The sequence below is a fragment of the Cupriavidus sp. UME77 genome (assembly GCF_014170355.1).
GTDB lineage: Bacteria > Pseudomonadota > Gammaproteobacteria > Burkholderiales > Burkholderiaceae > Cupriavidus > Cupriavidus basilensis.
Map to the genome: position 1 here is coordinate 64,586 of NZ_LZZU01000006.1, position 26,712 is coordinate 91,297.

General features: G+C 63.9%; 27 protein-coding genes and 1 pseudogene. 7 read left to right on the forward strand and 21 right to left on the reverse strand.

The features are described 5' to 3' along the window. Positions 1–11: 11 nt before the first annotated feature. Together A9975_RS02085 and A9975_RS02090 are read left to right on the forward strand one after the other, a co-directional pair. Complete coding sequence (locus tag A9975_RS02085) at positions 12–587, forward strand: hypothetical protein (protein ID WP_255503018.1); 576 nt, start codon at positions 12–14, stop codon at positions 585–587. A gap of 148 nt (positions 588–735) precedes the next feature. Continuing rightward, positions 736–2,136 carry a hypothetical protein gene (locus A9975_RS02090; protein WP_183031188.1) on the forward strand — a complete coding sequence of 467 codons (1,401 nt, stop codon included), beginning with the start codon at positions 736–738 and terminating at the stop codon, positions 2,134–2,136. A gap of 97 nt (positions 2,137–2,233) precedes the next feature. On the opposite strand, the gene aroQ is transcribed toward A9975_RS02090, so the two are convergent. Genes aroQ through A9975_RS02120 form a run of 6 tightly spaced genes read right to left on the reverse strand, consistent with a single transcriptional unit; the run spans position 2,234 to position 6,562 of the window. Then, positions 2,234–2,677, reverse strand: a complete 444-nt coding sequence (gene aroQ, locus A9975_RS02095) for a type II 3-dehydroquinate dehydratase (RefSeq protein WP_183031189.1) — start codon at positions 2,675–2,677, stop codon at positions 2,234–2,236. Positions 2,678–2,696: 19 nt separating this feature from the next. Beyond that, positions 2,697–3,530, reverse strand: coding sequence for a shikimate dehydrogenase (gene aroE, locus A9975_RS02100; RefSeq protein WP_183031190.1), 834 nt, complete (start codon positions 3,528–3,530; stop codon positions 2,697–2,699). Next, complete coding sequence (locus A9975_RS02105; RefSeq protein ID WP_183031191.1) at positions 3,523–4,749, reverse strand: CaiB/BaiF CoA-transferase family protein; 1,227 nt, start codon at positions 4,747–4,749, stop codon at positions 3,523–3,525. Before A9975_RS02105 ends, aroE begins: the two co-directional genes overlap by 8 nt. Continuing rightward, positions 4,749–5,207: a MaoC family dehydratase gene (locus tag A9975_RS02110; protein ID WP_183031192.1), complete on the reverse strand. Its 459-nt coding sequence runs from the start codon at positions 5,205–5,207 to the stop codon at positions 4,749–4,751. The genes A9975_RS02105 and A9975_RS02110 overlap by 1 nt, the downstream gene beginning before the upstream one ends. Position 5,208: 1 nt before the next feature. Beyond that, positions 5,209–5,604: a VOC family protein gene (locus A9975_RS02115; RefSeq protein ID WP_183031342.1), complete on the reverse strand. Its 396-nt coding sequence runs from the start codon at positions 5,602–5,604 to the stop codon at positions 5,209–5,211. 10 nt (positions 5,605–5,614) lie between these two features. Further along, entirely contained in the window at positions 5,615–6,562 is a 948-nt protein-coding gene (locus A9975_RS02120; RefSeq protein WP_183031193.1) for a ketopantoate reductase family protein, read from the reverse strand. Positions 6,563–6,730: 168 nt separating this feature from the next. Here A9975_RS02120 and A9975_RS02125 point away from each other — a divergent pair, with 168 nt between their 5' ends. Next, positions 6,731–7,738, forward strand: coding sequence for a LysR family transcriptional regulator (locus A9975_RS02125; protein WP_183031194.1), 1,008 nt, complete (start codon positions 6,731–6,733; stop codon positions 7,736–7,738). A gap of 243 nt (positions 7,739–7,981) precedes the next feature. Here the strand turns inward: A9975_RS02125 and A9975_RS02130 are convergent, their stop codons facing one another. The 6 genes and pseudogenes from A9975_RS02130 to guaB form a co-directional block, all read right to left on the reverse strand. After that, positions 7,982–8,761, reverse strand: a complete 780-nt coding sequence (locus tag A9975_RS02130; RefSeq protein ID WP_183031195.1) for a nucleotidyl transferase AbiEii/AbiGii toxin family protein — start codon at positions 8,759–8,761, stop codon at positions 7,982–7,984. Continuing rightward, positions 8,755–9,750, reverse strand: a complete 996-nt coding sequence (locus tag A9975_RS02135) for a hypothetical protein (RefSeq protein ID WP_183031196.1) — start codon at positions 9,748–9,750, stop codon at positions 8,755–8,757. Before A9975_RS02135 ends, A9975_RS02130 begins: the two co-directional genes overlap by 7 nt. A gap of 292 nt (positions 9,751–10,042) precedes the next feature. Beyond that, a pseudogene (locus A9975_RS02140) lies at positions 10,043–10,521 on the reverse strand (Arm DNA-binding domain-containing protein); the annotation flags it as partial. A gap of 206 nt (positions 10,522–10,727) precedes the next feature. After that, positions 10,728–12,347, reverse strand: coding sequence for a glutamine-hydrolyzing GMP synthase (gene guaA, locus A9975_RS02145; protein WP_183031197.1), 1,620 nt, complete (start codon positions 12,345–12,347; stop codon positions 10,728–10,730). Then, positions 12,322–12,933 carry a hypothetical protein gene (locus A9975_RS02150; protein WP_150983475.1) on the reverse strand — a complete coding sequence of 204 codons (612 nt, stop codon included), beginning with the start codon at positions 12,931–12,933 and terminating at the stop codon, positions 12,322–12,324. Before A9975_RS02150 ends, guaA begins: the two co-directional genes overlap by 26 nt. Before the next feature lie 138 nt (positions 12,934–13,071). Then, positions 13,072–14,535: an IMP dehydrogenase gene (guaB, locus tag A9975_RS02155; protein ID WP_006163509.1), complete on the reverse strand. Its 1,464-nt coding sequence runs from the start codon at positions 14,533–14,535 to the stop codon at positions 13,072–13,074. Positions 14,536–14,658: 123 nt separating this feature from the next. Between guaB and A9975_RS02160 the strand changes: the two genes are divergently transcribed. Further along, positions 14,659–15,627, forward strand: a complete 969-nt coding sequence (locus tag A9975_RS02160) for a DMT family transporter (RefSeq protein WP_183031198.1) — start codon at positions 14,659–14,661, stop codon at positions 15,625–15,627. A gap of 118 nt (positions 15,628–15,745) precedes the next feature. Next, on the forward strand, positions 15,746–16,315 hold the full coding sequence (locus A9975_RS02165) for a DUF4124 domain-containing protein (RefSeq protein ID WP_183031199.1): 570 nt from the start codon (positions 15,746–15,748) through the stop codon (positions 16,313–16,315). Positions 16,316–16,344: 29 nt separating this feature from the next. Here the strand turns inward: A9975_RS02165 and A9975_RS02170 are convergent, their stop codons facing one another. Both A9975_RS02170 and A9975_RS02175 read right to left on the reverse strand, forming a co-directional pair. Beyond that, complete coding sequence (locus A9975_RS02170; protein WP_183031200.1) at positions 16,345–16,689, reverse strand: RnfH family protein; 345 nt, start codon at positions 16,687–16,689, stop codon at positions 16,345–16,347. Beyond that, positions 16,682–17,119: a type II toxin-antitoxin system RatA family toxin gene (locus A9975_RS02175; protein ID WP_150983478.1), complete on the reverse strand. Its 438-nt coding sequence runs from the start codon at positions 17,117–17,119 to the stop codon at positions 16,682–16,684. The genes A9975_RS02170 and A9975_RS02175 overlap by 8 nt, the downstream gene beginning before the upstream one ends. A 239-nt stretch (positions 17,120–17,358) precedes the next feature. Between A9975_RS02175 and smpB the strand changes: the two genes are divergently transcribed. After that, positions 17,359–17,811: an SsrA-binding protein SmpB gene (gene smpB / locus A9975_RS02180; RefSeq protein WP_006164727.1), complete on the forward strand. Its 453-nt coding sequence runs from the start codon at positions 17,359–17,361 to the stop codon at positions 17,809–17,811. 74 nt (positions 17,812–17,885) lie between these two features. Here smpB and A9975_RS02185 read toward each other — a convergent pair whose 3' ends face one another. The 3 genes from A9975_RS02185 to ppsA form a co-directional block, all read right to left on the reverse strand. Continuing rightward, entirely contained in the window at positions 17,886–18,818 is a 933-nt protein-coding gene (locus A9975_RS02185; RefSeq protein ID WP_183031201.1) for an SPFH domain-containing protein, read from the reverse strand. Positions 18,819–18,902: 84 nt separating this feature from the next. Further along, complete coding sequence (locus tag A9975_RS02190) at positions 18,903–19,328, reverse strand: NfeD family protein (protein ID WP_183031202.1); 426 nt, start codon at positions 19,326–19,328, stop codon at positions 18,903–18,905. Positions 19,329–19,471: 143 nt separating this feature from the next. After that, positions 19,472–21,856 carry a phosphoenolpyruvate synthase gene (gene ppsA, locus A9975_RS02195; RefSeq protein ID WP_183031203.1) on the reverse strand — a complete coding sequence of 795 codons (2,385 nt, stop codon included), beginning with the start codon at positions 21,854–21,856 and terminating at the stop codon, positions 19,472–19,474. A gap of 268 nt (positions 21,857–22,124) precedes the next feature. Between ppsA and A9975_RS02200 the strand changes: the two genes are divergently transcribed. Further along, complete coding sequence (locus tag A9975_RS02200) at positions 22,125–23,036, forward strand: pyruvate, water dikinase regulatory protein (RefSeq protein WP_220810595.1); 912 nt, start codon at positions 22,125–22,127, stop codon at positions 23,034–23,036. Between the two features lie 70 nt (positions 23,037–23,106). On the opposite strand, the gene A9975_RS02205 is transcribed toward A9975_RS02200, so the two are convergent. From A9975_RS02205 to lpxA, 4 genes are read right to left on the reverse strand one after another with little or no spacing between them, the layout of a single operon-like run. Further along, on the reverse strand, positions 23,107–23,889 hold the full coding sequence (locus A9975_RS02205) for an RNA methyltransferase (protein ID WP_183031204.1): 783 nt from the start codon (positions 23,887–23,889) through the stop codon (positions 23,107–23,109). Further along, positions 23,886–24,596, reverse strand: a complete 711-nt coding sequence (gene rnhB, locus A9975_RS02210) for a ribonuclease HII (protein ID WP_183031205.1) — start codon at positions 24,594–24,596, stop codon at positions 23,886–23,888. Before rnhB ends, A9975_RS02205 begins: the two co-directional genes overlap by 4 nt. Continuing rightward, the gene (lpxB, locus tag A9975_RS02215) at positions 24,596–25,801 is read right to left on the reverse strand and encodes a lipid-A-disaccharide synthase (protein WP_183031206.1); all 1,206 of its coding nucleotides are present in this window, start codon (positions 25,799–25,801) and stop codon (positions 24,596–24,598) included. Before lpxB ends, rnhB begins: the two co-directional genes overlap by 1 nt. 14 nt (positions 25,802–25,815) lie before the next feature. Further along, complete coding sequence (gene lpxA / locus A9975_RS02220; RefSeq protein WP_183031207.1) at positions 25,816–26,619, reverse strand: acyl-ACP--UDP-N-acetylglucosamine O-acyltransferase; 804 nt, start codon at positions 26,617–26,619, stop codon at positions 25,816–25,818. Positions 26,620–26,712: the final 93 nt, after the last annotated feature.

A 26,712-nucleotide genomic window follows, 5' to 3' on the forward strand; every position in this document is an offset into this window, starting at 1 on the left:
AGGGATACATCATGACAGTGCAGAAACGATCGATTGAAGGGTCATGGCAAGCCATCGATGCGCTCGATTTCTCGAGGATCAAAGCCAAGCTTCTACATGGCAACTCCGCCCATTGGAGCCCCGAAAGCCTGATTGATGCCGAGTCCGGTTACCGCAGGTTTCTCAAGCTTGCGGCGAAGTACCCCGACGCACCCATCGTGCCAAGCGAACAAGTGGACGCGTTCTGGCACGCCCATATTGTCGATACCAGGCGCTATGCGAGCGACTGTGAGCACATTTTTGGCCATGTCCTGCATCATGACCCCTACGTCGGTATCGATGGTCCACAGGATGAAGCCCGCCTGCGCGCGTTGGCCAAGGCAAGTGCCCAGCTTAGCACGCGCGAGTTTGGGTTGACACCGGCGACGGCGGCCTACTGTGCGGTCACGAGCGAGGGGAAACCCGCGCCAAGCGCGCCCGCGGACGCCAAGGCGGCGTATTGCGCAATCACCAATGGGAACCAAGCGGCTTACTGCGCGATCACCTCCGGAGTCGCTTCGTGCAGCGGTCGGGATGCGGCTTCCCCTGCGAGGCTTGCGCGTCACTGATGCGCAGTTGCAACTGTTGGCCAGATCACCCCCGTCGATGTCCTGCCGGTCTAACGGGTTAAGTCAGTGCCGTGCCAACTGGCCGTAGGCGCATTCGCGGCACCCCGCCCACGTCCGGGAGGGGTGCCATTCTGTGGGAGACGATGCGATGATGGATTCATTGCTGTTTAGCAAGCCGTTTACCTTCCTGGCCTGCCCGCCGATTGCAGAGCTCAAAGAAGCCATCGATGCGCTTAACACCTTGCCGGGACATTCGCGCTGGCTCAAGGAGGAAAACGCCATCCGCCGTGAGCATGTTCCAGCCTTTGTCGAGCAGAGCCGCCAGGCCCTGGAGGCGCTTGTTCCGGGCCGGTCCTTCATGGTCGACAGCCTCGCCGATCGGATTCGGCACACACCACGGGTGCTACAGGAGTTGCGCGAGTACGGTCCGGAGGTGGCAGCTGCCGCTCACTCCTATTTCTACTGGCGCTATTCAGCTGACGTGCTCGGACGGGCGCAGGGCATTCCGCGCAGTGCGCTGGAACGTCAATTCGGCAGGGTGGCGGCACGCGATGGCTCTCACAAGATCATATGGGGATGCCCGTGCTGCGATCATCCAGCGCGATACCAGGTCGATGGGCTACTTGCCAATCAGCGCCCGGCGCGCCAGGGCGGCTTTGCGCTTGAGTGCGATCACTGCGGGCATCAGGAACGGGTGTATGCCGGATTTCTGCATTACGGGCGTCTCCAGTGCCAATGCGCTGCGTGCAGGAGCTATGTTGGTGTTCTCGCCTATGACATGGCCAGGGCCGCGCGAAAACTTGCTGAGAACCTCGAGAAGTACGCCTGGAGCCAAGCTGCCGAGACCATTGCCGAGATCCAGGAGTACAAGGACGAGTTCCTGCAAATGCTCCAGCGCCGGGCTAGCCCATCACGCAATGCCATCTCCTTCGCACTCGAAGTTGCGTCCGGCAGGCACCAATCGATGCCAGCGATTCTAGCGAGCCTGGACCCTGGCCTGAAAGGATGCATGGAGAAGAATCCCAGGGCTTGGGCGTTGCTGTGCGAACTGCTGCGCGAAGGCGTGGTTGACAACGAATACCTCATCTACGAGGAAGCCGACCGCGAGCGCGTGGCGCTGCAGCTGTCACTGCTAGATGAGCCCTCCTCCCAAACGGAAGGCTTGCCACAGAAGAATCTCGAAACGCTGCTGCAAGGCTACCAGCCTGCGTCTCGCGAATCGTTTGTCGCTTGGCTGAAGGCAAGCATGCAACTAAAGATTTTCACCGGCAAGTTCTGTACCGCGGTGGAGGTCACCTGGAAACCCAACGCGCAGCGGTGCGAGATCGTCGCCGGCAGCCAGGTCGAACATGCCCAGCCGCTCGCGCACGATGCGGCGGCAAGATCAGCTACGTCGTTCGTGCCGCATTCAAAACACCTGCCTCACACTGACGCTGAAATTGAGGCGGTGACGCTATTGAGATCGCTGGGGTACATTGTTGTGGATCCCGCCGTCATTGAAGCGCATGGCTACGCAAAACTGGAAGAAAGCACACCGCTCAACAAGTAGCTCTGCGTAGCATGCATCGGTGATCTTCATCTGACGGCCCGGAGTACTTTGCTTTCGGCAAGGGGGCAGCGCCTTGCGCCACCGGTTGCGGCCCCTTTCATTCTCGATCAATATCTGCGGCTACCGCCCGCAATGCGAGGAGGTAGCTCTGCATACCGAAGCCGCAGATCTGCCCCCGAACAATTTCCGCGAACACGGAGTGGTGACGGAACGGCTCTCTGGCGTGGATGTTGGACATGTGCAATTCGACGACCGGGCAGGTGAGCATAGCCAGCGCATCGCGAATCCCGTAGCTGTAGTGTGTCCAGGCGCCGGCGTTGATCAGAACGGCGTCTTGGCCTTCTTCGAGTGCACGATGGATGCGTTCGCACATCGCCGCTTCGCTGTTCGTCTGGAAGGACTCAACCCGTATGCCCAGCTCGCTGCCCAGAGCCTGCAACTGTGTATCGATCTCGTCCAGCGTGATCGCCCCATATTGCAACGGGTCTCGCTTGCCGAACATGTTGTGATTGATGCCGTGGAGCATCAGGACCTTGCTCATTCATATCTCCGCTGCGGGTTCAATCGAGTGGCACCGTGAGTCGATCGATGACGGCCCCTGTCTGAGGGCGCACGCCACGCCACCAGGCGAAGGCTTCCGCCGCCTGCTCCACCAGCATGCCGACGCCGTCCGCGACACCCGCCACGCCAGCATTGCGTGCGAGCCGCAGGAAGGGCGTCAACCGCTTGCCATAGGCAAGTTCATATGCCGTGCCCTCCGTGCTGAAGACGCCTGGGGGCACGGGCGGCAGGTCGCCAGTGAGACTGGCCGACGTGGCGTTGACCACAAGATCGAAGCGTCCCATCGCCTCGAGATCGCCATAGCCGCAAGCGAGCAGCGGACCGCGCCCGCCGGCTTGCGCGACCAGTGCCTGGCCCTTGGCGATCTCTCTATTAGCGATGACCAGTTCAGCCGGCCGCGCTGCGAGCAAGGGCAGCAATGCGCCACGCACCGCTCCACCCGCACCGAGCACCAGCACGCGCTTGCCGGCCATCGACAAGCCCAGATTGACCTCGATATCGCGCACCAGTCCGAGCCCATCGAAGTTCTCGGCCACAATCCGCCCGTCCTCAAATCTCAGGGCATTCGCGGCGCCGGCGAGTTTGGCGCGCTCACTGCGTTCATCTGCCATCGCGAACGCCTTCAGCTTGAACGGCGCTGTCACGTTCATCCCCTTGCCGCCCGCGGCGGCGAAAGCACGCACTGTCACGGCAAAGGCGTCCTGCGGCTCCAAGGGACCCTCGATGGCCGTATAAGACATGTCCTGCTGCGTCTCCCGCGCAAAGAGACCGTGGATCAAAGGAGATTTCGTGTGTCCGATCGGGTTGCCGATCACCGCGTACTGGTCAGTCATCCTGGCCTCGCTTTGAATACAGAACGCCATCGGTCTGCATGGCGTCGATTTCGGCCGGGTTGAAGCCCAGCGACTGCGCCACTTCCGCGTTATGCTGACCGAGGTCCGGCGCTACCTCGCGGATCGTCGTGTCGCAATCCGAGAAGCGAAACGGCAAGTTGGGCAAACGCAGCATCCCATAGCGCGGGTGATGCTGTTCGACCACCATGCCCCGCGCGATGATCTGCGGATCGGCGAGCACTTCGTCAATGCGCTGCACCTTGGCGCAAGGCACGTCGATGCCATCCAACAGTTCCAGCACCTGCGCGACCGGTCGGCCGGCCACCCATGGATTCACAACCGACAGGATCTCCTCGCGATGAGTATTACGCCCCGTCAGGTCGTGGAAGCGCGTGTCGGCGCCAAAGCCAGCGGGCCCTCCGTGCGCTCCGACCAGTGCGGCGAAGCGTTTCCAGGCGTCGTCCACCTGCGCCGCGATCACCAGGTTAGCGTCGGCGGCACGGAACACGCCATATAGCGTCGACGTGGGCATGTCGTGACCCGTCTGCTCAGGCAGCACACCTTGCATCGTGTAGCACTGCACGGCGTATTCGTGCATCGACACCAGCGTGTCGTACAGCGCCATGTCGATGTGCTGGCCGCGCCCACTCTTCACGCGACCGAGCAGTGCGGCGTTGATGGCCGCCACCGCGTGAATACCCGTGTACATGTCGCCAAGCGAGATGCGCATGAGCGGCGGTGGCTCGCCGGGCTCGCCGATCATCTGCATGATGCCGCTCTTCGCTTCGGCAATCAGACCGAAGCCTGCGCGGTGCGCATCCGGCCCGGTATGGCCGTAAGCCGAAATCGAGCAGTAGACGAGGCGCGGATTGCGCGCCGACAACTCTGCATAGCCCAGCCCCAGCTTGTCCAGCGCGCCCGGCCGGTAGTTCTCGACGAACACGTCCGCCGAATCGCACAAGCGCTGTATGAAGTCCTTGCCGCGGGGATCCTTCATGTTGACGCTGACGCCGCGCTTGCCCATGTTGAGTTGCAGGAAGTAGCCGCTTTGCTGGTCATCGAGCACGGTCGCATGCTGGCGCCCTGCGTCGCCGCTGCCTGGGCGTTCAACCTTGATGACTTCGGCGCCAAGCGCCGCGAGGCAGCGCCCTACGTACGGGCCGGCCAGGAAGTGGCTGTAGTCGACGACGCGAATACCTTCGAGAGGACGGTCCTGCATCACATTGCTCCCGGCCGGCGCGGCACCATCAGGCGATGCTCGCCACGCTGGACGACCTTGCCGTCCTGATTGACCAGCTCGGACGGCAGTACGACGATGCCCCAGTCCGGTCGGCTCTTGCTCGCGCGCATGGCACCCACGCGGAATTTCACTTGCAGCACGTCATTGACCTTGATTGGCAAGAGGAAGTCCCATGTCCAGCCCAGCGACATGCCCGGCAGGAAGCGGTAGTCGCTCTGCGTCTTGAGGCCATCGGCGATCGACAACCCGAACAGGCCGTGCGCCACGATTGAGCCAAAGTGGCTGGCATTGGCATACTCTTCGTCGACGTGTACCGGCGTGTGGTCACCCGTGAGGTCGGCGTAGGCCAGAATGCGCTCTTTGGTGACTGTGTAAGTGGCGCTCACGCACTCGTCGCCTTCGCGGGCGTCGTCCCAGTATTTTTCAATGATCGTCATGTCACACCTCTGCACGTGGGTTGATCGCCAGCGCCTGCGCAACGCATGCGGCGGGCCTGGCCTGAATCAGTTCGACCGCGAGGCCGTCCGGCAGGCGCAGCCAGTTGCGGCCTTGCGGCATCTCGGTGATGCCGAAGCGTCGGGCTGCCGCCAGCGCGGCCTCCAGGTCCTCGCACATCACGCCCAGGTGCGCGAGGCGGCCTTCGGGACCCTCGAATGCGGGGTTGGCAATGAACTGCATGCCGCCCAGCGTCCAGTACTGCCGCGGCTGTTCCGGCGTGCCGTCCACCTCGCGCAGGGTCATGCCCAGCACATCGTGAAAAAAACGGATATGCCAGTGGATGTCCTTCACCCAGACGGCGACATGCTCCACATAGGCTTTGGTTGCGACTCCCATGTCAGTCATGTCATTGGCTCCCCGCGGCCGGCTGCTGCGGCAGGCCGCGCTCGATGCCCTTGATGCAGGCCACCAGCGCCTCGTTGACGGGCGTGGGAACGCCGCAGCGCGCGCCGGCTCGCACCACTGCCCCGTTGATGAAATCGATCTCGGTGGGAGAGCCCTTTTCCAGGCTCTGCAGCATGGACGCCTTGAAGTCCGGCGGCAGGCCATCGGCCGCCATCGTCCAGGCATCGCGCGGCTCAGCGATCGAAAGCCTGACCTGATTGGCGCCCGCCACGGCCATGGCCTCCGCAACCGCCGCCACAGCGCAGGCCTCCACCTCTGGCACGGCGTAGAGGCTGCCGTAGGGCAGGCCGGTGATGCCACTGAGCGCGCCAGTGGCCACGTTGATCAGCAGCTTGTCCCACATCGTGCCGACGATGTTCTCGCTGACCTCCGTACGCAGGCCAGCGCGCTGGAATTCGGCTGCGATGGCCAGTGCACGATCACTCAGCGTGCCGTCGAGTTCGCCGATGATGGTCAGCTTGCCCTGGGTGCCGGCAATGATGCGGCCGGGGCCAAGAAACACACCGCCAACATAGGTCTTGCCGGCCAACACGTGTTCGCGGCCTACGGCCTGCGCCAGGACATCTTCATGGCCCATGCCGTTCTGCAGCGACATGACCACGGTCCGCGCGCCGACGACGGGCATTGCCGATGCGATCGCTTCGGCGGTATGGAAGGATTTAACGAGCACGATCACCAGGTCGGCCGGCGCCAGGCCGGCGCAACAGGTGGCAGCTTTCACCCGGACGCAATGTTCCGAGTCGCCGTCCCGCATGATCAGGCCATCGTGGTTGATGGCATCGACATGCGCCTGGAATCGATCGATCAGCGTGACATCCGAGCCGGCCTTGGCCAGTGTTCCGCCGATCGCGCAACCGAGTGCGCCGGCTCCGAGGACATAAATCTTCACCTTGTCTCCTTACGCCGCGTCGAAGGGATACGGCCATGGGTGAACGATATGGACCGCGAGCGCATCGGTAAATACAATGACGGCAATAGTATTCATTGCAAAATGCAATATGGATGAATCACTCGCGCCATCCATGCATTGCATGAAGCACATAACCCTGCGCCGCCCATGCCCAACTTGCAGCACATCCCCAACCCCGATGAGGATCTGATCGAGCCGCGCATGCTTCGCCTGCTGGATCTGCTCTACCGCACCCGCAGCGTGACGCAGTCGGCGGCGGCGTTGGGGCAAAGCCAGTCCACGGTCAGCATCTGGCTTGGCAAGTTGCGCCGCCAGTTGAACGATCCTTTGTTCGTGCGCACGCCCACTGGCATGCAACCAACACCGCGCGCCGACGCGCTGATCGAGATGGCGCGCAATGCGCTGGAATCCCTGCGCCTATTGACTACGTGCGACGTAAGCTTCGACCCCGCCACAGCGCAACGCACGTTCCGAATCTGCATGACCGACGCCAGCCACATCACGCTGCTGCCGCTGCTGCTGGCCCGCTTGCGCGCGCTCGCCCCAAACGTGCGGCTGGTGGCAACGCGGATCGATGGCGAGACGGCGGCTGCGCTGCAGTCCGGCGAAGCCGACCTGGCGCTTGGGCTGGTGCCCTGGCTGGATGCGGGCTTCTACCAGCAGAGCTTGTTTCCACAGGACTGGGTGTGCCTGGTCAGCGCGCGCCATCCGCGCGTCGGGGAGGTGCTCTCGTTGCAAAGTTATCGCGAGGAAGGACACATCGGCATCGTTGGCGGCACTGGCGCGCAACTGCTGGAAAGCGCGCTGGAGGCCCAGCAGATCCAGCGCCGCATCATGCTGGAGTTGCCAGGCTTTCTCGGCCTGGCGGCGATTGCCTCATCGACCGACCTGATTGCCACGGTGCCGCGGCACATCGGCGAGACGCTTGCGGTCATGTCCGAGCTATCGGTCCTGCCTTGCCCCGTGGAGATTCCGTCGTTCACGGTCAAGCAGCATTGGCATGCGCGCTATCACCATGATCCCGCCAACCGCTGGCTGCGCGGAATCTGTGAGACCTTATTCCAGGGACGTCAGATCAAACGCGGCGAGCCGATAGGCAGGGCGAAAGCGGTACCGGGAAAGCGTACGGGAAGACGTCCAGGAGAAGGTCCATAGGAAGCGACGATCGCGGACCTCGCGCCCCGTGCTCGCATTCAAGCCAACAAGCTCCACCCGGCAGGAGGGCGGCAGGATTTCCCGAACGGCCCGCAGCGGCCAATGGTGAGCGTCCCGCGCCGGCCATTGAGACGGTAATCGTAGCGGAGGGTGACGGTAGCGGTAGGCGATAACGTTGCCCCGGGAATCCCTATCTCTTTGTCGCGGACATCGCCTGCTCCCAAGAATTTGGGCTGCGTGTCCTCATCTGCTACTCGGCATATCCAGTTCGTACGCTTGAACGATACGTGCGACTAGGTCAGGCACGGCGGCATTCCCCAGTTGCAGTGTTTTTGGATCGATCGAAGTGTCTGAGGCCACGGCGGCGAGAAAACGTGTCATGTCGGTGGCAATCTTCTCGTTGAGCGAGATGCGAGTAGCTGGTGCCAAGAGTTGAGACAGGCGCAGCACATCGTTGAGATGCTTGCGCACATCTTTCGCATCCACCTTGGCGCCCTGCTCTTTCCGTTCGCTCAGTTCCAGCCACGCGATCGCTTTCAGTGGGATCAACCGGTCCTCTCCGACCCATGGCAGACCGGCGACCTCACGGCGGCCGGACATGATGAATGCGTAGTAGGCCTCGTCCAGCAAGATGGCCGATAGGCTTGAGACAGCTTCGTCCAGGGGTATCGGCGTGAGTTGGCTACCTTCAGTCGGCTGCAATCCGTCGGGCGTTCGAGCGAACAACTCGATCATGACGGGGTAGCGGTTGTCGACAGGTTTCTGGAATCGATAGAAGATCGGTTTGCCGGTGTCGCTGGCCTGCCGGATCTCGTACCCGCCGGCTTCGACGAACTGCCAGAAGGCTTCGCCGAATGCCGGCGTCAACGCCTCGACGTGCAAGACGATATCGAGGTCTTTGGTGGCGCGGAACGCCAGTCCGGCCTCGTCCATGGTCAAGCTGGCGGCCGTACCGCCGATCAGGACGTACTGGTCGGCATAGGCCGAGAACCAACTTTGAAAGACATCCAATCCTCTTACCATGGAAACCGCTCCTTCAGTTCATCCAGCGCGATCTGGACACGGTCGTCGCCGCTATCCTGCAGGCTGAGCAGCAGTGACAACGGGTCGACCGTGGCTGCGTCGGGCGCAAGAGCCGGGCTATAGCTCCACAGCTGCCATTCCTGGGCTCCGGCGATGGGTTCCGGCAGCTCTCGAACGCCGGCGTCCATCGCGGCTTTCCATTCAGCGCCACCTACTGCATACACCGGCCACTTGGGTTCGGCCAACATCGAATACCGGGCCAGCGCACTGAGGCCGGCCAGCCGACTTGGTCGAGCGTCCAAGTAGCCTTGCGCGAGCACCCAAACGGTCCGCTTGACCGGTGTTCGCAGCACCGCCTTCGCCCGCTCCCAGAGCTGCTGCGGCGAAGGGTCCATGCGCAGCCAGCGCGTGCGACCGACAGCATGCACAGTCGCAAGCCCGGCGGCCGTGAGTTCCTTGACCGCACGAGACAGGGTCATTGGCGTGTAACCCAATGCGCTGCCGGCTGTCGAGGGCAGCCATTCGGCCTCCCAAGGTTGACGCAGCAAAGCGGCAATCAACATGGCCTGCGCGGAGGGGCTCAATGCCGCCTCGGCCGCCGGTGCACGTTGACGGAAGTATTCGCGCAGGTCGAGGCCCAGATCGGGCAGGTAGAGTTGGTTTCCCGGTACGATGAACGGCACCTTGTACTCGATCAGGCGCCGGCGTTCGTAGGAGGCCAGAGCCTCTGTGACATAGATAACTGGCTGCTCTGCTATCGCCCTCACCTTGTCAATCCATGTGTGAACGTCGCTGAGAGACGGCCGTTGTTCGGAACGCGCCGTCGCCAGCACGATGTGCTGCCCCAGCAGCTCGAGCTCGCTGAACTCGAAAGCGTCCCGCAAGAAGTACGGCAATTCGTTTGCGCGCGCCCACGGCGCCAGTTCTGGCTTGGGTACGCCGAGGATCTCGTGGAGATACTGACGGACGGCGGCAGAAAGAGGCTGCACAGGTGACTCGCTCAAATAACAACAAATTGCACGATAACATAAACAAGGTTATCGTGCGAACCCCTGTTATCCAAGCAGGACAAGCTCATCGGGACTCGCTAACAGTGGTCAATGGCGCGTCAGTTTGTGCAACAGGGCGGCCGCTCCCAAGAGCGCTCCGATGCCTGCCACAGTCCAGCAGATTTACTATGGAGTTCGGAGGCGGCATCTCCGTTGGCCGAGCCAAGCCCTGTTTGCGCAAAAGGACGCCGGCCATGGAATCGCCAAGTCGGCCAGCAGCACGTCATCGAGCAGTGGGCGTAATCGCCTCCAGCTTGAGCCGCCCAAATTCGTCCGCCAGGTTGCGGTCATAGACCGCCTTGCGCATGGCTCTTGTGGACTCGGCCAAGTCCACCTCAGCAAAGTACTTTTCGGCCCACTCACCGAAAGTCAGTGCCTCAGTGGCTTCAATGCGCTTCTCAACCTTCGTCCGTGAAGGACTCTCCCCTTGTTCAACGGATCTTCTAGCACAGGCCAGGAGCAAGCGTGCCTCCGCCAACGAGATGGACATGTCGTAGTTCAACTCGTCCAAATCGCACGGCTTCCTAGCGCCAAGACTGGGATCGTACTGGCCAATCGTCAGCGTTTCACGTCGGCCGTTCAAGCGGTAGTCGAAACGAAAAACTGATCACACTAGTCCGCGTAACGGCCAGCGTACAAACCTTGCTGGTCCACTACCTTGTAGATTTTTCCTGTGGGCTTCAGCGTCCGCAGCTTCATATCGTTGAGCATCCTTACCGCCGAACTGATACCGTCAACGCCGTTGACGGTATCAAATGAGTCGTTCGAAAGTCGGCTCTCAGTACCGTCAGCAATACCGACAAACTGGTCGAGCACTGCTGAGTCGCCACGGGACGACATGCGACACTAAGCTACTGATATTAAAGGGAAAATCTCAAAAAACGGGACGAATCGAATCGACCTGAACTAATGATAATTCACTCCCACTCAATCGTCGCCGGCGGCTTGCCCGACACGTCATACACCACGCGATTCAACCCCCGAACCTCATTGATGATGCGGTTCGAGCAGCGGCCCAGCAGCGCGTACGGCAAATGCGCCCAGTGCGCCGTCATGAAGTCGGTGGTCTGCACCGCGCGCAGCGCGACCACGTAGTCATAGGTACGACCGTCGCCCATCACGCCAACCGACTTGACCGGCAGGAACACCGCAAAGGCCTGGCTGGTCAGGTCGTACCAGCTCTTGCCCACTTGCGAAGGCTCGCACATGCCGGCAGCGGCATCCTGCTCGGTCGCAACCGTGCCACGCAGCTCTTCGATGAAGATCGCGTCGGCGCGGCGCAGCAGCTCGGCGTAGTCACGCTTGACCTCGCCCAGGATACGCACGCCCAGGCCCGGGCCGGGGAACGGGTGGCGGTAGACCATCTCCGGCGGCAGGCCAAGCGCCACGCCGAGTTCGCGGACTTCGTCCTTGAACAGGTCGCGCAGCGGTTCGAGCAGCTTCAGGCCCAGTGTTTCCGGCAGGCCGCCCACATTGTGGTGGCTCTTGATGGTGGTGGCCTTCTTGGTCTTGGTGCCACCGGACTCCACCACGTCGGGGTAGATCGTGCCTTGGGCCAGCCACTTCGCGTTGGTCAGCTTCTTGGCCTCGGCCTGGAACACTTCGACGAACTCGCGGCCGATGATCTTGCGCTTTTGCTCGGGATCGGTCACGCCGGCCAGGTGGCCGAGGAACTGCTCGGACGCGTCGATGGCGATGACCTTGGCGTGCAGGCGGCCGGCGAACATGTCCATCACCGTCTTGCCTTCGTTCAGGCGCAGCAGGCCGTGGTCAACGAACACGCAGGTGAGCTGGTCGCCGATGGCGCGATGGATCAGGGCTGCGGCCACCGAGGAATCGACGCCGCCGGACAGGCCGAGGATCACTTCTTCGTCGCCGACCTGTTCGCGGATCTTGGCGACGGCTTCGGTGATGTGGTCATGCATGACCCAGTCCGGCTTGGCGCCCGCGATCTTCAGCACGAAGCGCTCCAGGATGTCGCGGCCCTTGGCGGTATGCGTGACTTCCGGGTGGAACTGCACGGCGTAGTAGCCGCGCGCTTCATCGGCCATGGCGGCGATCGGGCAGCTGGGCGTGGAGGCCATCAGCTTGAATCCCGGCGGCAGCTCGGCGACCTTGTCGCCGTGGCTCATCCAGACCTTGAGCATGCCGTGGCCTTCGGGCGTGGAGAAATCCTCCAGGTCCTTGAGCAGCGCGGTGTGGCCATGCGCACGCATCTCGGCGTAGCCGAACTCGCGATGGTCGCTCCACTCCACCTTGCCGCCCAGTTGCACGGCCATGGTCTGCATGCCGTAGCAGATGCCCAGCACCGGCACGCCGAGGTCCCATACGGCCTGCGGCGCGCGCAGCTGGTGGTCTTCGTAGGTGCTGGCGTGGCTGCCGGACAGGATGATGCCCTTGGGCGCGAACTCGCGCACGAATTCGTCCGTGACGTCGTTCGGGTGGATTTCGCAGTAGACGTGCGCTTCGCGCACGCGGCGGGCGATCAGCTGCGTAACTTGCGAGCCGAAATCAAGGATGAGGACTTTGTCGTGCATGATGGGCGGATGGCGTTTCGTCCGGTGCGGGCTCGGTCATCACTTCGGTGCCCGGACCATAGCCGGGCGGCGGCGTGACACCCGGCTCGCGCCGGTATTCGGGTGATTGCGGCCGGCGTGCCACGGGGGCGGTGCCGGCATCCTTGTTTTGCGTCTCTTTTTGCAGCTCGCGTTGTTCACGCTGCTCGCGTTCGCGCACGCGTACGCGCTTGGCGGCCGGGATCTGCACCGCGGCGAAGAAGGCCAGGACCGCGGCCAGCACCGGCAGCCAGATCTTGCCGGCGCCCTGCACCGGCAGGTCGAACATAAGCATCCACGCCACGATCAGCACCGCGCTGGCGAGGTTGACCTGCCCGACTGTTCGCGCCACCGCCACCGTGAGTTGCCCGTTGACGGTTGCCTGCCACAGCAGCAAGGCCAGGCCGACCAGGGCCACGCCGAGCAACTGCCCGTACATCGCGGGCTGCGGCTGCGGCAGTTGCAGCGCGCTATAAAGGGTCGTGAAAGGCGACAGCAGCATGACGATGCCGAGCAGCAGATTCAGCAACGCGTCCAGGAACAGCACGGCACGCAGCAATACTTTCATGAGAACTCCTCCGGCCAGGCGCAGTGCCTGGCTTGCGGGCGGCGCCGGTCGGCGCAGCCGGCGTGCGGCTGGCGGGACATCCAGGCCGCGCCAGCCGCCAGTTCATAAAGACCTGCCTGGCCGACTCACTGACTCGACTTAGTCGATGTAGTAGTTCGGCGCTTCCTTGGTGATCTGCACGTCGTGCACATGCGACTCGCGCATGCCCGCGGCGGTGATCTGCACGAACTCGGAGGTCTCGTGCCAGTCGGCGATCGAGCTGCTGCCGCAGTAACCCATGGAGGCACGCACGCCGCCGCACATCTGGTGGATGATGGCGGTGACCGAGCCCTTGTAGGCCACGCGGCCTTCAATGCCTTCGGGGACCAGCTTGTCGACGTTGGCGGTGTTGTCTTCCTGGAAGTAGCGATCTGCCGCGCCGTCCTTCATCGCGCCGACCGAACCCATGCCGCGGTAGCTCTTGAAGGAACGACCCTGGTACAGGAACACTTCACCCGGTGCCTCTTCGGTACCGGAGAACATGCCGCCCATCATGACCACATGCGCGCCGGCAGCCAGTGCCTTGGCGATGTCGCCCGAGTAGCGGATGCCGCCGTCGGCCACCAGCGGCACGCCGGTGCCCTTGAGGGCTTCGGCCACGTTGGAGACCGCCGTGATCTGCGGCACGCCCACGCCAGCGACGATACGGGTGGTGCAGATCGAGCCCGGGCCGATACCGACCTTGACGCCGTCGGCGCCATGATCGACCAGCGCGCGCGCGGCAGCACCGGTGGCGATGTTGCCGCCGATCACCTGCACTTGCGGGTAGTTCTGCTTGACCCAGCGCACGCGGTCCAGCACGCCCTGGCTGTGGCCGTGGGCGGTATCGACCACGATCACGTCCACGCCGGCCTTGACCAGCAGGTCCACGCGTTCGTCATTGTCGGGGCCCACGCCGACTGCGGCGCCGACCCGCAACTGGCCGCGGTCATCCTTGCTGGCCAGCGGATGTTCCACTGCCTTCTGGATGTCCTTGACGGTGATCAGGCCGTTGAGCTCGAAGTCCTTGTTGACCACCAGCACACGCTCGAGGCGGTGGCGGTTCATCAGGCGCTTGGCGTCTTCCAGCGATGCGTCTTCGCCCACCGTGACGAGCTTTTCGCGCGGCGTCATCTTGGCGCGCGCGGGCGCGTCCAGTTCTTCCTCGAAACGCAGGTCGCGGTTGGTGATGATGCCGACCACGGTCTTGCCTTCCACCACCGGGAAACCGGAGATGCCGTATTGATGTGATAGTGCAATCACATCGCGGATCTTCATGTCGGGGGGAATGGTGATCGGGTCACGCAGCACGCCGGATTCGTAGCGCTTCACGCGCGCCACTTCCCGGGCCTGGTCGGCCGGCTTCAGGTTCTTGTGGACGATGCCGATACCACCGGCCTGCGCCATGGCAATTGCCAGGCGGGCTTCCGTGACGGTATCCATGGCGGCGGATACCAGCGGAATGTTCAATTCGATCGAACGGGTCAGGCGGGTACGGAGCGAAACATCCCGGGGCAGTACCGACGAATAGGCCGGCACGAGGAGCACGTCATCGAATGTGAGTGCTTTCTGGACAAGACGCATAGCAATTCCTCTAGGCGCAAAACCGAATTATACAGGAATGGCACGTTTCTTGACGCGCCTGCGAGTGCCCTTGTTCAAGTCTGCTATGCTCTTTGTCTTTTTTTCAGGGATAGGCAAGCCACAATGGGTATTGGCGTACTGTGCGGCCTGCTGGCCGGCGCCTTCTGGGGCATGGTGTTTATCGCCCCCAAGCTGCTGCCCGTCTTCTCCCCCTGGGAACTCGCGATCGGCCGCTACCTGGCCTATGGGCTGGTCGCCTTCATCGCCGCGCTGCCGCTGATGAAGCGCATTGCGCGCAAGCTCACCCGCGCGGACTGCCTTGCGCTGCTGCGCCAGGCCTTCACCGGCAACCTGCTGTACTACGTGCTGCTGGCGTTCGGCGTGCAGCTGGCCGGCGTGGGCCCCACCTCGCTGATCATCGGCATCCTGCCCATCTCCGTTACCATCATGGGCCGGCGCGACCATGGCGCCGTGCCGCTGTCGCGCCTGATCTGGCCGTTGCTGGTGGTGGCCGCCGGCATCGCCTGCATCAATATCGACCTGTTCGCCGGCGGCGGACACGCGCACGGCGCTGCCGCGGGCGAGGCGATGCGCACCGTCTGGCAACGGCTGGCCGGCGTGATCTGCGCGGCAGGCGCACTGGTGTGCTGGACACTCTACGCGGTCGACAACGCACGCTACCTGCAGCGCAACCCGCAATACAGCGGCAATGAATGGTCCGCGCTGTATGGTATTTCCACAGGCGTGGTGTCGGTGGTGCTTGCGCTGCTGGCACTGCTGGGCTGGCTGGTGGCCGGCGACAGCCTGGATGCGGCCAGCGGCGGCCGCGACTGGCAATGGTTCTGGATGGTCAACGCGGCTGTGGCGCTTGGTGCGTCACTGATCGGCAACAACCTCTGGAATATCTCCAGCCGCCGCCTGCCGCTTACGCTCTCGGGGCAAATGATCGTATTCGAGACGCTGTTCGCGCTGGCGTACGGCTTTGTCTTCGACCATCGCCTGCCGCGCCCGCTGGAGATCGCGGCCATCGCGTTGCTGATGATTGGCGTGGCCTGGTCGGTTCGCTTGCACGCTGTCGACAAGTCTGCCTAAACTAGCGGCCAATCCCGGCAGCCAAGGGCGCGCGAGTCACTCGCACAGCGGGGTTCCAGCCCTGCGCGCCCCGCTGCCGCACTCACTCTCACCGCAGGCTGCCCCAACTCGCTAAGCCATGAAACGATCGACCGCGCACATCAAGCTCGCCACGCTGGCCGCCCTCGCCTGCCTGTGCCAGGCAGCCACCGCCCAGGCGGATTCGCAATGGCAGTGGCGCGACGGCAGCGGCCGCATGGTCTACAGCGACGTGCCGCCGCCGCCCTCGGTGCCTGCCTCCAGCGTGATCAAGGCACCTGGACGCTTTGCCGGCAGCTTGCGCCCGGTCGAGCCGCCAGCCGCTGCAGCCAGCCCCGCAGGCGTTGCCGCCGCCACCCAGGCTGCGCCAGCGCCGGGTGCAAAGGGCAATGGCAACGCGAAAAAAGAGCCCGTGGCAAGTGCCGAGGAAGCCTTCGAGAAACGCCGCGCCGCGCAGGCGAAGGCCGAAGCGGACCAGGCCGCCAAGGACCTGGCCGCGCAGGAGCGCCAGGTACGCTGTGCGCAATCGCGCAACTATGCGGCGTCCCTGCAGCAGAACCGCCGCATTGCCGTGTCAGCGCCAGACGGCTCGCTGCAGCAACTCAACGATGACGAGCGGCAGGCCGAATTGACGCGCGTCAACGCCACGCTCGAGCAAAACTGCACCTGAGCGCCTGCGCAACGCCGCGCCGGGGCCTGTCAGCCGCCACGCAGCCATTTCTGCCCTTCGCGCGTGCCGCCCTTGCGGGTCTTTTGCACGCGCCGGTTGCGCGCCGACTGGGGATCGGCCACCAGCGGGCGATAGACCTCGACGCGGTCGCCGGCCCGTACCAGGGTATCCGGCGTCTTGAGCTTGCTGAAGATGCCGACCCGCATGGTGGCGGGATCCACCTCCGGACAAGCCTGCAGCAGGCCCGAGGCTGCAATCGCGGCGACAATGCTGGTGCCGCAGGGCACCTCGACCTCCTTCAGGAAGGCGTCGCCAGGACGGGCATAGCAAACCGAGATGCGCACCGGGGCCGCGGTGCCGGCGTGCTCAGCCATTGCCGTACACCATTTCGGCACGCTTGACGAACGCATCGACAAACGTATTGGCGATCATGCTGAACACCGGACCGATGATTTTCTCCAGCAGGAAGCTGGAAAACTCGTAATGCAGGTGGAATTCGATCTTGCAGGCATCCTCGCGCAGCGGCGTGAAGCGCCAGGAACCGCTGAAGGTCTTGAAGGGGCCGTCCTCGAACACCATATCGATCTTGGTGGGCCGCTCCTGCGTATTGCGGGTGTGGAAATACTGCTTGATGCCGTTGAAGTGGATGTAGATCTTGGCGTCGAGCATCGTCTCGGTCTGCTCGAACACCTCCACGCCACCGCACCAGGGGAGGAACTTGGGATAGTCCTCGACTTGCGTGACCAGGTTGTACATCTGCTCGGCGGAATGGCCGAGCAGCACGGATTTATGGACGTCTGCCATGTAGTGGGGAATCATGGTCCGCGCGGGCGCCGCCAGCGCCATGACGCGCTGCGGAATCCACCGGAGCGGGCCGGTTTGCTAGAATCCCGATTTTAGCCCACGCGCGGGCCGACGGCACCCCGGACGCGCACGATAGCGCCCAAACCGCGGCCTGATGGCCTTGCACGGCCCTGCAGCGTCTTTCCCCTTCGTTGTTTGGTGTTTGTTTTACTTATCTCCATTTCCACTATCCGGACCGCATGACCATCGCAGACAACAAGAAGGCCTTTTTCGACTACTTCATCGAAGAGCGATATGAGGCGGGGATCGTGCTCGAGGGCTGGGAAGTCAAGGCGATCCGCGCGGGACGCGTGCAGATCAAGGAAGGCTACGTGGTCATTCGCGACGCCGAGCTGTTCCTGATCGGCGCCCATATCAGCGCGCTGAACAGCGCCTCCACGCACATCTCGCCCGACGCGGTGCGCACCCGCAAGCTGCTGCTCAAGGCAGAAGAGATCAAGCGCCTGATTGGCAAGGTGGAGCAGCGCGGCTTCACGATCGTGCCGCTCAACCTGCACTACACGCGCGGACGCGTCAAATGCGAGATCGGCCTGGCCAAGGGCAAGAAGATGTTCGACAAGCGCGAAACCGAGAAGGACCGCGACTGGCAGCGGGAGAAGGCACGCATCATGAAGGGCGCGGGCAAGGAGTAAAAGACCGCGGCGGCCCGGCGGCACGCCGCAAGACTGCCTCCCCTGTGCAAGCTTTCTCCTTAACCCTCCTCGCTTCAAGCCCCCTTCTGCTGGCCTTTGACGATCTGCAGCGCTGACGCAATCATGGTGCTCATGTCGCCAAGGTTGCCCGGCACGATCAGCGTGTTGCCTTGCTTGGCCAGATTGCCGAAGGCGCTCACGTACTCCTCTGCCACCTTCAGGTTCACCGCCTCCATGCCGCCGTCCGTGCGAATGGCATGCCCGATCTTCTCGATGGCCTGCGCGTTGGCCTCCGCCACCGCCAGGATCGCCGAGGCCTCGCCCTGCGCCCGGTTGATGGCCGCCTGCCGCTCGCCTTCGGACTTCTGGATAGCCGCCTCGCGCGCGCCCGTGGCCAGGTTGATCTGCTCCTGGCGCTTGCCTTCCGAGGCGGCGATCAGCGCGCGCTTTTCACGCTCGGCGGTAATCTGCGCCTGCATCGCATGCAGGATTTCCTTGGGCGGCGTGAGATCCTTGATCTCGTAGCGCAGCACCTTCACGCCCCAGCTCGCGGCGGCCTCGTCCAGCGCATTGACCACGCTGTGGTTGATGTACTCGCGCTCCTCGAAGGTCTTGTCCAGCTCCAGCTTGCCGATGACCGAGCGCAGCGTGGTCTGCGACAACTGGGTGATGGCCACCACGAAATTGCTGGACCCGTAGGATGCCTTCATCGGGTCGGTTACCTGGAAATACAGCACGCCGTCCACCTGCAATTGCGTGTTGTCCTTGGTGATGCAGATCTGGCTCGGCACATCGAGCGGTATTTCCTTCAGGACATGCTTGTAGGCCACGCGATCGATGAAGGGCAACACGACAGTCAGCCCCGGCGTCAGCGTGGCGCGGTACTTGCCTAGGCGCTCCAGCACCCAGGCATGTTGCTGCGGCACGATCTTGAAGCTTTGCGCCACCAGCACGATGACGGCGACCAGGATCAGCAGGGGCAGCAGGCTGCCGAAGAATTCGAACATGGGACCTCCGTGACGGGGTTGAGAAAAGCGAACTGCAAAAAACGGGGAAAACCGAGGCCGCACCCAGCCTCGCACTACGTTGCGCTAGCGCGGGCTGACGAAGAGCGTGTTGCCGCGCACCTCGACGATACGAAAGCGCCCGGGCGCTGCCGGGCCGGCCGCCTGGAGCTCCACGTCCCAGTCGGTGCCGCGGTAACGCACGCGTGCCCGGCCCGCGTCGCCCCAGGCCGGCACCTCGAGCTCCTGGCCGATGTCCGGGTTGACGTTGGGATCGCGCTCCGCCGCATCGCGCCTCACGCGTCCATAGCGGGAGCGCCGCAGCGTGACAAAGCCGGCTAGCGCCACCAGCGCCGCCAGCAGGGTCTGGGCGGCTGCGCCAAGCCCGGCCAGCGCACCCAGGCCACCTGCCGCGGCGCCCAGCGCCACCATCAACAAGTACAAGGTGCCGAGCCCCAGTTCCGCGATCACCAGCACCGCGGCCAGCGCAAACCAGATGTAGTACGGCGCCATCTTTGCCTCCTTGCTTACCTGCTGCTTACCTGCGTATGTCCTGGCCATGGCCAAAACAAAAACCCCCGCAGCGCCAGGGCGCCTGCGGGGGTTCGGAACACCTGGCGCAGGGCCGGTGTACCGCTATTGTGACGTCAAATGCCTCAGGAAGCCAGTTGCTTCCAGGTATCGACCACCGAATCCGGATTCAGCGAGATCGACTTGATGCCCTCCTTGGCCAGCCACAGCGCAAAGTCCGGGTGGTCCGAGGGGCCCTGGCCGCAAATGCCAACGTACTTGTCCAGGCGCAGCGCGGTAGAGATAGCGCGCGACAGCATGAACTTGACGGCCGGGTCGCGTTCGTCGAAGTCCTTGGCCAGCAACTCCATGCCGGAGTCGCGGTCCAGGCCCAGCGTGAGCTGGGTCAGGTCGTTCGAGCCGATCGAGAAGCCATCGAAGTACTGCAGGAACTCTTCAGCCAGGATGGCGTTGGACGGCACTTCGCACATCATGATGACGCGCAGGCCGTTCTCGCCGCGCTTCAGTCCGTGCTTGGCCAGCAGGCCGATGACCTTCTCGGCCTGGCCGAGCGTACGCACGAACGGCACCATGATCTCGACGTTGGTCAGGCCCATGTCGTCGCGCACGCGCTTCATGGCCTTGCATTCCATCTCGAAGGCCTCGGCGAAGTCTTCGGAGATGTAGCGCGAGGCGCCACGGAAACCCAGCATGGGGTTTTCTTCGTCCGGCTCGTAGCGCGAACCACCGATCAGCTTCTTGTACTCGTTGGACTTGAAGTCCGACAGGCGCACGATGACGGGCTTGGGGTAGAAGGCCGCGCCAATGGTGGCGATGCCTTCGGCCAGCTTGTCCACGTAGAAGGCGCGCGGGCTGGCATGGCCGCGGGCCACGCTTTCCACGGCCTTCTTCAGGTCGGCATCGACTTGCGGGTAGTCGAGGATGGCCTTCGGGTGGACACCGATGTTGTTGTTGATGATGAACTCGAGGCGGGCCAGGCCAACACCCTGGTTCGGGATCTGGCAGAAGTCGAAGGCCAGTTGCGGGTTGCCGACGTTCATCATGATCTTGACGTCGATCTCCGGCATTTCGCCGCGCTGCACTTCGGTAACCTCGGTTTCCAGCAGGCCGTCGTAGACGCGGCCTTCATCGCCCTCGGCGCACGACACCGTCACCAGCGTGCCGTCCTTGAGCAGGTCGGTGGCGTCGCCGCAGCCGACCACGGCGGGCACGCCCAGCTCGCGCGCAATGATGGCCGCGTGGCAGGTACGGCCACCGCGGTTGGTCACGATGGCGGCGGCGCGCTTCATCACCGGCTCCCAGTTGGGATCGGTCATGTCGGCGACCAGCACGTCGCCGGGCTGCACGCGTTCCATTTCGGACGGGTCATTGATCACACGGACGCGGCCGGTGCCGATCTTCTGGCCAATGGCGCGGCCGCTGGTGAGCACGGGCGCGGTGCCCTTGAGCTTGAAGCGCTGCTCCGCCTTGCCGGCCGACTGGCTCTTCACCGTTTCCGGGCGGGCCTGCAGGATGTAGATCTTGCCGTCGCGGCCGTCTTTGCCCCACTCGATGTCCATCGGGCGGCCGTAGTGCTTCTCGATGATCATCGCGTACTTGGCCAGCTCCGCCACATCGGCGTCGGTGATGGAGTAGCGGTTGCGCAGTTCGATGGGCACGTCGACGGTCTTGACGCGGCCGGCTTCGCCCGGCGCGGTGAATTCCATCTTGATCAGCTTGGAGCCGATCGAGCGGCGGATGATGGGGTACTTGCCCGCTTGCAGCGTGGGCTTGAAGACGTAGAACTCGTCCGGGTTGACCGCGCCCTGCACCACCGTTTCGCCCAGGCCGTAGCTGGAGGTGATGAAGACGACATCGGGGAAGCCGGATTCGGTGTCGATGGTGAACATCACGCCTGCGGCGCCCACATCCGAGCGCACCATGCGCTGCACGCCGGCGGACAGCGCGACGATGTCGTGCGCGAAGCCCTTGTGCACGCGATAGGAAATGGCGCGGTCGTTGTACAGCGAGGCAAACACGTGGCGGATCTTGTCCAGCACATCGTCAATGCCGCTGACGTTGAGGTACGACTCCTGCTGGCCAGCGAACGATGCATCCGGCAGGTCTTCGGCGGTCGCCGACGAACGCACGGCGAACGAAGCCTCGGCGCCTTCGCGCTCTTCGGCACGCGCGTAGAATTCGCGGATTTCCTTTTCCAGGCGGGGCTGGAACGGCGCTTCGACGACCCAGTTGCGGATCTCGGCACCGGCTTCGGCCAGGGCCTTGACGTCGTCGACGTTGAGGGCCTTCAGGCGATCGGAAATGCGCTGGGTCAGGTTGCTATAGGCGAGGAAGTCGCGGAAAGCCAGCGAAGTGGTGGCAAAGCCGCCGGGCACACGCACGCCAGCCTCGGCCAGCTGCGAGATCATCTCGCCGAGCGACGAATTCTTGCCGCCCACGGTTTCCACATCTTCCTTGCGCAACTGCTCGAACGGCAGCAGGTATGCGCCGTCAATTGCCGGGTTGTTCATAAAAGCCTCAAAACAAAGTAAGAAACCTGTTGCTGACGCCCGGAATATTGTTGGAGTTCTGCTACCGGACGGATCGCTTGGCTAAACAGCCCCAGCGGCTCACAATCGGTGTGCGATCGTGATTGCTGCAGCGCACATTGTTGACAATTCGTGGCCGAATCGTTGTGCCAACAGCGCTGGCGGAATTGCTTAGCGAAAAGATCGCCGCTATTCTACCGTGCCGCACCGCACTTTCGCGGAACGCGGATTCAAAAATAATTGTCCATACATGTCCCTCCCCGACGCTCCCCAGCCCGACGCTCCCGCCGCGCCACTTGCGCCGCAGCAACCCCAGGAACCGCGTAAGGAGGAGGAGCGCCCGGCCATCCGCACGGTCTTTATCGTCTCCGATGGCACCGGCATTACCGCCGAGACCTTCAGCCACTCGATCCTGGCCCAGTTCGAGATGCGTTTCCGCAAGGTGCGCATGCCGTTCGTCGACACGCCCGAAAAAGCGCACATCGCCGTGGGCAAGATCAACGAGGCCTTCTACGCGGAGGGCGTGCAGCCCATCGTCTTCACCACCCTGGTCAACCAGGAGTCGAACAAGGCGATCCGCCGCGCCAAGGCCATGATCCTGGACATGTTCCAGACCTTCATCGAGCCGCTGGAGAAGGAACTCGGCCTGAAGTCCACCCATGCGATCGGCCGTTTTCACCAGAATGCGGACACCGAGGCCTACCAGAACCGCATCGAGGCGATCAACTTCTCGCTCGCGCATGACGATGGCCAGTCGCACAAGAACCTGGCCGAGGCCGACATCATCCTGGTGGGCGTGTCGCGCAGTGGCAAGACCCCGACCAGCCTTTACCTTGCCATGCAGTACGGGCTGAAGGCGGCCAACTACCCGCTGATTCCGGACGACTTCGAGCGCGGCAAGCTGCCCACCGCGCTCTACGCGTTCAAGAGCAAGATCTTCGGGTTGTCGATCAACCCGCAGCGCCTGGCCGAGATCCGCAACGAGCGGCGTCCCGGCAGCAAGTACGCCGCGCCGGAAAACTGCCGCTACGAGGTCAACGAGGCCGAGGCCATGATGCGCCGCGAGGGCATCAAGTGGCTGTCATCCACTCACAAGTCGATCGAAGAGATCGCCACCACGATCCTGCAGGAGATCAAGGTGGATCGCGACAGCAACTATTGAGTCAGGCTGACGCCGCACGGCGGGCACGCAGGCCCGTCGGTGCGGCGAAGCGGCGGCAGGCGCGGCAGGCTTAACCAGGACGGCGCTGCCGCACCGCCTCGAACAGGCAGATCGCCGTTGCGGCCGCCACGTTCAGCGACTCCAGGCCGCCCGGCTGGGGAATGCCCACCGTGCGGCTGACCTTGGCCATCCATTCCGGGCTCACACCCGCGCCTTCATTGCCGACCACCCAGCCCACCGGTGCGCGCAGGTCCGTGTCGAACACAGCTGCCTGCGCGTGCGAGGACGTGGCCAGCAGCGGCACCGCCAGGCGCGGCGCCAGCATGTCGAGCGTGCAGTGCTCGACAATGTTCAGGTGGAAATTGGCGCCCATGGCGGCGCGCAGGGTCTTGGTGGACCAGGCGAAGGCGCTGCCCGTGACGAGGAAGGCGTGCTGGATGCCTGCGGCCGCGGCGCTGCGCAGGATAGAGCCGACATTGCCGGCATCCTGGACGCCGTCCAGGATGATGCAATCGGTGTCGATATGCGACGGCAGGTGGCCGGAGGGCGTTTCGATGACCAGCATCAGGTCGATGCCGTTGACCACGCCGGCGATCAGATCGAACAAGGCATCCGCCAGCAGGACCACGCGCTCCGGCTCGATCTGCCTGAGCAGTTGCGCCACCTCGGCATGATCGTAGTGCCGCTCCGACACCACGCACTGCACCGGCTGGCCCAGCGCGTCCAGGTAGGCTTGCGCCAGGTGCACGCCATCCAGCACCGACTGCCCCGCCTTGCGGCGCGCATGCGTGGAACCAGTCAGTGCCTTGAGATGCTTGAACAGCGCGTTTTCGCGCGACGTGACGTGTTTCACAGCAGCGGCTCCGGGAAAGCTGGCGCCGGGATGGCGGCCACGGGCGCGATCCGCCCCATCGCGATGGCTTCGCGCACGGGCGCGAACGAGCGCCGGTGGTGCGGCGTGGCGCCGAACTCGGCAAGCGCGGACAGGTGCTGCGGCGTGCCGTAACCTGCGTGGGCATCGAAGCCGTACTGCGGGTATGCGGCATGCAGTACCAGCAGCTCGCGGTCGCGCGCCACCTTGGCGAGGATGGAAGCCGCCGAGATGGCCTGCACCTTGGCATCGCCTTTGACGATGGCCTCGACCGCAAAGCGCACCTGCGGGCAGCGGTTGCCGTCGACCTGCACCAGGTCCGGCTCCAGGCCGGAATCGGCCAGGCCGTGCACGGCACGCTGCATGGCCAGCATGGTGGCATGCAGGATGTTGATCGTGTCGATTTCTTCCACCGAAGCCTGGGCGATATGCCAGCCCAGGGCGCGCTCGCGAATCTCGTCGAACAGCGCCTCGCGGCGCCTCGCGGTCAGCACCTTGGAGTCCGCCAGGCCCTGGATCGGGCGGGCCGGATCCAGCACCACAGCGGCAGCGTAGACCGGGCCGGCCAGCGGGCCCCTGCCCGCTTCGTCCACGCCGCACAAGTGGCGTACCTGCGCGGCGGTGCCGGCCAGGTCAAAGCCGAGCTGGGCCGAATCGCCCTTGGCGGTGGCAGTGGGGCGGCGCGCCATTACACGCCCCTCCGCTGCCGGATCAGGTCGGCGACCACGGCCGAAGCGATCTCGGCGGTATTGCGTTTAAGCGTCTGGTGCATCTGGGTGAAATGGTCCCGCAGGAACGCGGTATTGCCTTCGTCGTTCAACTGCAGCAGCGTCTCGCGCGCCAATGCCTCGGGCGTGGCATCATCCTGCAACAATTCGGGCACGACAAAACGCCCCGACAGGATGTTGGGCAGGCCCACATACGGCAGGTAACCCTGCCGCTTCATGATCTGCGCGGTCAGCCAGGGCACCTTGTACGAAATCACCATGGGCTTCTTGTACAGCGCGGCCTCCAGCGTGGCGGTACCGCTGGCCAGCAGGATCACGTCGGCAGCTTCCATGGCCAGGTGAGACTGCCCGTCGATGATGGTCAGCGGGATCTGCGGATACTGCTGGTGCAGGCCCGCGACGATCTCTCGCAGCGGCGCGCTGGCGACCGGCAGCACAAAGGCGAGATTGCCGTCCATGCTGTGCATGCGCGCCATGGCCGCGAAGAACGTCGCGCCAAGGTTGCGCACCTCGGACTGCCGGCTACCGGGCAGCACGGCCACCACGCGCGGCCCGGCCGGCAAGCCAAGCTTCTCGCGGGCGCCTTGCGTGTCCGGCACCATCGGGATCACGTCGGCCAGCGGATGGCCCACATAGGTGGCGGGAATCCCGGCGCGGGCGTAGATCTCCGGCTCGAACGGAAACAGGCACAGGATGTGGTCGACCGCGCGTGCGATGGTGCGGATGCGCCCGCCGCGCCAGGCCCAGATCGACGGGCTGACGAAGTGCACCACCGGGATGCCGGCACGGCGCAGCGGCACCTCGAGCCCGAAGTTGAAATCCGGCGCGTCCACGCCGATAAAGCACAGCGGCGGCTGCGCCAGCAGCTTTTCCCTGATGGCGCGGCGCGTGGCGAGAATCTCGCGCAGCGAGCCCAGCACCTCCACGTAGCCGTTGACCGAGAGGGTGTCCATCGGCCATTGCGACTCGAACCCCTGCGCCATCATGCGGGGGCCGCCAATGCCGGCGTAGCTCACTTCACCGAGGCGGGCCTTGAGCCCGCCCATCAGCAAGGAGGCAAGCAGGTCGCCGGAGTTCTCGCCAGCCACCATGGCAATGGTGCCGCGATTGCCCGCGCCCGCCGCAACCGGCGTGGCCTCCATGGCCGGTAGGACACCGTCGACCATGGCTGTATCCGGCTTCAGCGCACAATGCCGCGCTGCGTGGCGGCAATGAAGTCGAGGAAATCCCGCAACGGAGCCGTGGCGGTGCCTTCGGCCTGCGCAATCAGTTGCGCGATCTCGTTGCGGGCGGCTTCAAAGCTCAGGTCGGATTTGTACAGTACCTTGTAAGCCTGGCGCAGGGCCGCGATCTGCGCGGCGTCAAAGCCACGGCGGCGCATGCCTTCCACGTTGATGCCGTGCGGCGTGGCCTTGTTGCCACCCTTGTCGCCAGCGGCGATCACGAACGGCGGCAGGTCCTGCACCAGGGCCGAGGCGCCGCCCAGCATGGCGTGCGCGCCGATGCGCACGAACTGGTGCACCCCGCTCATCCCGCCAAGAATGGCCCAGTCGCCCACCTGCACGTGGCCGGCGATCTGCGCATTGCTCGAGAACACCGTGTGGTTGCCCACCTGGCAATCGTGCGCGATGTGCACGTAGGCCATGATCCAGTTGTCGTCGCCGATGCTGGTCACGCCCCGGTCCTGCACCGTGCCGGTGTGGATGGTGGTGAATTCGCGAATGGTATTGCGATCACCGATCACAAGCCGGGTCGGCTCGTTGCGGTACTTCATGTCCTGCGGCGTGCCGCCCACCGAAGCGTAAGGCCCGATGCGGTTATCCGCACCAACGGTGGTATGCCCTTCGATGGTGGTATGCGCGCCCACCTGGGTACCGCTGCCAAGGCGCACATGCGGACCCACGATGGAAAACGGCCCGACGGTCACGTCGGCGGCAAGCTCGGCCTTCGGGTCAACCAGTGCGCTGGGATGGATTTGCGTCATGCGTCCTGTCCTATGGTCTGAGATGAAAAGATTGAACGGTCAACACAGTGAGCCGAATACGTCCAAGACCTGCCCTCAAGACGTAGCCCTGAA